This is a genomic window from Phocaeicola sp. (assembly GCF_048170425.1).
Classification (GTDB): domain Bacteria; phylum Bacteroidota; class Bacteroidia; order Bacteroidales; family Bacteroidaceae; genus Phocaeicola.
In genome coordinates, this window is sequence record NZ_DBEXBB010000340.1 from 1 (window position 1) to 4,540 (window position 4,540).

Consider the following 4,540-nt stretch of genomic DNA (forward strand, 5'->3'; position numbering starts at 1 on the left):
TCACATGGATATTTCCTTATTATCATCTCTCACCGCCGTCCATTATGACGAAGGCAATCTGGCTTTTCTGAAAGCCTCCCTGCTCCATTTCGACTGTGGCATCCAACTGTTATGCACCAGTGGAGAAGGTATTATCTCCACCGGTGCACAGCAATTTCATCTGCATGAGATGTCAGAACTTATTTTCTGGGAAGGAAGTATCATGCAACTCATAGATGCATCCGATGATTTTCACGTCCGTTTTCTGCTTTACCCCAAGAAGCTCTTTCTACAGGCAGCCATTTCACTCGATACCACGTATTTCAACTACATGAGAGAGTTTCCACAATACAACCACGAAGAAGAAAGCTGGAAAAACATCAGTCTATGGATGAACATGGGACAGCTGCTTTTTACCCAGCCTCCTTCTGCATTCAGCGAACGGCTGGAACTGAATTTCCTGCAAGGTATGCTGATGTGGATTTTTAATTCCATCCCCGACACGTACGTATCAGTGGCCCAATCGTACACCCGGAAGCAACTCTTATTTCACAAGTTCATGCACCTGATTCACGAACATGCCGCACAAATGCATCAGGTATCGTTCTATGCCGGAAAACTCTGCATCTCTCCACGCTACCTGCACGAAATCACAGAAGCCTATTCCAACGGAAAGACCCCGAAAGCGCTCATCGACGAACAGCTGACAGCCGAATTGAAAGTCCTGCTCAACAATCCGGCTCTATCCATTGCAGAAATAGCCTCCCTCTGTCAGTTTCCGGATTCTTCTTACCTGAGCCGTTTCTTCAAGAAAAATACCGGCATCTCTCCCAAAGAGTACCGCACGAAAAAACAGCCCTGAATTACAGGAGTCCGCTTTCCATTTCATTACGGACTGCCGCCATCATGCCTTCCACTTGTGCCAAGGCAAACATACGTCCGTAGAAAGAATAACCGGGATTGTAACCTTCTTTTTCATCTCCCAGCATCGTACGTCCATGGTCTACCCGCATGGGCAGTCCGGGATTTTCTTTCTCAAAGATACGAATTAACTCCAGTAGATGGCCTCTTCCTGCCAGATGTGATGTCTCTCTGAAATCACCTTCGGGCAATATTTCCGTACTGCGAAGATGGACAAAGTGCGTTCTTTGGGCAAAACGACGGGCCAATTCACGGGTATCATTCTGGCTTCCGGAACTCAAGGAGCCGGCACAGAAAGTCAGTCCGTTATGCGGATTGTCCACAGCATTCAGCAGCCAGTCGATGTCTTCTTCGCTGGTGACAATACGCGGAAGGCCGAGCACCTGGAAAGGAGGATCATCCGGATGGATGCATAGATTGACTCCACACTCATCGCACACCGGCATCACCGCTTTCAGGAATTCACACAGATTTTCTCTCAGCTTCTGGCGGTCTATCCCTTTATATAAAGCAAGCAGTTCACGGAACTTACGGACGGGATATTGTTCTCCCTCCTGAATGTTACCGTCGATAAACCCTTGCGTTTTTACAATAATCGTATCTACCAGTTCGGCTTTTTCCTCAGGGGTAATACGGTGGTCCAGCTCTTCCACCTTCCGCAATTCTTCCAGCGAATAATCACGTTCCGCCCCTTCACGCCGCAAAATCTTCAAGTCGAAATAGGCAAACCGTATCCGGTTAAAATAAAGCGAAGAACTTCCGTCGGGCAAGGCATAATGCAGGTCTGTACGTATCCAGTCGATGACCGGCATGAAGTTGTAGCACACCGTCTTCACTCCGCATTTCCCTAAATTAGCCAGACTGATTTTGTAATTCTCTATCAACGTATCACGCTCAGGGCCGCCGTACTTGATAGCCTCGCACACCGGAAGACTTTCTACTACCGACCATCTCATGCCATACGATTCAATATAGTTTTTCAGGTCATTAATCGCCTCTATAGTCCAAACCTCTCCGTTGGGCACCTCGTGAAGCGCCGTCACAATGCCTTCCACCCCAATCTGCCGAAGCATGGAAAGTGTGATGCGGTCTTTCTTACCAAACCATCTCCAAGTCTTTTCCATCGTTACCGTTCCCTTAAATTATACTCCACTGAATGAACTGAATCCTCCATCGATGGGCAAAGTAACTCCCGTAATGAAGCTGGCCGCCTCACTGCACAGAAACTGTACGGCTCCATTCAGTTCCGAGATGTCACCAAAGCGCCTCATCGGAGTCTTGGCAATGACTTTCCGACTGCGTTCCGTCAGCGAGCCGTCAGGATTTATCAGCACGGCACGATTCTGGTTACCGATAAAGAAACCGGGGGCAATGGCATTCACGCGAATCTTCTCACTGAACTTCAAGGCCATTTCCTGAGCCATCCAGCGAGTGAAATTTTCTACTGCACTCTTGGCCATGGAATAGCCCGGTACACGGGTAATGGCTTCATAAGATGCCATGGAAGACACATTAATAATGCTACCGCTTTTCTGTGCGGCCATAACTTCTCCGAACACCAGGCAAGGATATACCGTACCGTTCAGGTTCAAGTCTACCACCTTGTTCAAGTCTTCTACCTTCATATCGAACACGTGCTGCGTTTCGGTCAGCGTACCTCCCGGGATATTTCCTCCCGCCGCATTGACCAGGATGTCTACCCTTCCCCACTGGGCCAGCACTTTATCTTTCACTTCCCGCAAGCTGTCCATGTCGAGCACATTGCAGGTAAAACCGCAAACTTCTCCCCCGGTCGTTCTAAGTCTTTCCAACGCTTTTTCCACCCGGTCGGAATGTGCTCCAATCACTGCGACTTTGGCTCCGGCTTTCAACAGGCCTTCAGATATGTTACTTCCCAATACTCCAGAACCGCCTGTAACTACAGCCACTTTCCCGGATACATCAAACAAACTGTTCATATTATGTCAATTTTTATCTGCCCCAAAGTTAGAGGAGAAATAAACATGAACATTTGCCAATTTTTGCAGGTTATTTGCGTAACTTTGCATCGTCTTACTTTTTCCTTTTCCCGACATGAGAAAGATACTCAATGAACAACTGGATATTACGGATGCCCACCCGCTGAAGGCCCGATTCTATGACTACAAGAACTTCACTTACCCATGGCATTTCCACAGTGAGTTTGAAGTGATTTACATTGAAAAGGGATATGGCCTGGGAATGGCAGGCGACGGCATGACCGATTTCTCTGACCAGCAACTGTTTCTTTTAGGTTCCAACCTTCCTCATTACCTGGAAAACGCATCGGAATATGACCTGAAGGAAGAATTAAGAGTAAACGGGGTAATCATCCAGTTCGAAAAGGATTTCATGCAATATGCTTTCTCACACTACAGCCAGTTCCAGGGAATCAACCGTCTGCTGGAAGAAGCACAAAGGGGACTACTGTTTTCATTATCCAATTGTACGGATGATATTCCACAAATAGTAAAGCGCATCCCGCAAAAAGAAGGGGTGGGACAAATAGTGGAGTTTCTGCAACTGCTGGATGCACTGGCGCATCTCACCCCCGAAAAAGTCATCTCCTCTCCTGCCTACGACCCGGTCCCAGCCCGGTTTAACGGACGAAAGATTGAAAAGGTGATGGCATTTCTCAACAAGCATTACACCCGGCAGATTAGCCTGGAGGACGTAGCCTCATACGCTGCCATGAACCCGACCGCCTTCTGCCGCTTTTTCAAGGATAACACCGGAAAGACATTCAGACAACATATCACGGACATGCGAATTGGCTATGCCTGCAAACTATTATTAAACGGGAAATGGAATATTTCGGAAATCAGTCTGGAGTGCGGATTTGAATCAACCGCACACTTTAACCGATGCTTTAAAAAACATACGGGTATGACACCTACTTCTTATCGGAGCAAAATTCAATAAACACGGACTTACTGTTCAAAACGCAAAGACATTTCAATTCAAACGCCTTTACGTTTCAGTCAAAACGCAAGTACATTTAAGATAAAACTCCTTTGCGTTTTGCTTAAAACACAAGTGCATTTCACCTCAAACGCAAAGGCATCTTTTTTGATATGTATTTTAGGAAATCATACCTACCATATTTTATACTATCTCACAGAAAAAACAACTCCATCAGGGAATCCAGACCTCCAGCTAATCCTACGTTTACCTCCTCCAATTACAAAAGCAGAACGATTGCTTAAACCAGATAAACTCAATGATTTTGGTACTACTCTATTTTAATTAAAAAAAGCGTAAATATCAAAACAAATGATAAACACTACGATATTATTAGAAAAATCATTATAATAAGAATCATTTCGCACATAAAAGCTAGGATATTCATCCTAAAATAAACAACACGCAAAAAGTCTCCATAATGCCCTTCTACATCCGAAAAACAAAGCATACAAGGAGATATGCCCACTTTCACTTCACACGTCCGACTTGTTTTATAAAACGAATTTAAGTTATATATCAGCAATCATTCGAGTATATATTGTAAACATTCATTTTGAAATGTTTTATATATTAGGCTATATTTGTTAAAACTAGATTTATCAAAACTTTTTTCTATTCTAAAACGTTTAAGATGTCATGGAAATGCTATTTTTATTAG

General features: G+C 44.9%; 4 protein-coding genes. 2 read left to right on the top strand and 2 right to left on the bottom strand.

Features of this window, described 5'->3' with window-relative positions; genetic code table 11:
* Positions 1 to 4: 4 nt before the first annotated feature.
* A complete protein-coding gene (locus ACMJ0U_RS12870) occupies positions 5 to 841 on the top strand; it encodes a helix-turn-helix transcriptional regulator (protein ID WP_417130266.1) in 837 nt (278 codons plus the stop codon).
* Position 842: 1 nt separating this feature from the next.
* On the opposite strand, the gene uxuA is transcribed toward ACMJ0U_RS12870, so the two are convergent.
* On the bottom strand, positions 843 to 2,024 hold the full coding sequence (gene uxuA, locus ACMJ0U_RS12875) for a mannonate dehydratase (RefSeq protein ID WP_417130263.1): 1,182 nt from the start codon (positions 2,022 to 2,024) through the stop codon (positions 843 to 845).
* An 18-nt stretch (positions 2,025 to 2,042) separates the two neighbouring features.
* Complete coding sequence (locus ACMJ0U_RS12880; RefSeq protein ID WP_417130264.1) at positions 2,043 to 2,858, bottom strand: SDR family oxidoreductase; 816 nt, start codon at positions 2,856 to 2,858, stop codon at positions 2,043 to 2,045.
* Positions 2,859 to 2,973: 115 nt separating this feature from the next.
* On the opposite strand from ACMJ0U_RS12880, the gene ACMJ0U_RS12885 reads away from it, so the two are divergent.
* On the top strand, positions 2,974 to 3,840 hold the full coding sequence (locus ACMJ0U_RS12885; protein WP_417130265.1) for an AraC family transcriptional regulator: 867 nt from the start codon (positions 2,974 to 2,976) through the stop codon (positions 3,838 to 3,840).
* Positions 3,841 to 4,540 lie beyond the last annotated feature (700 nt).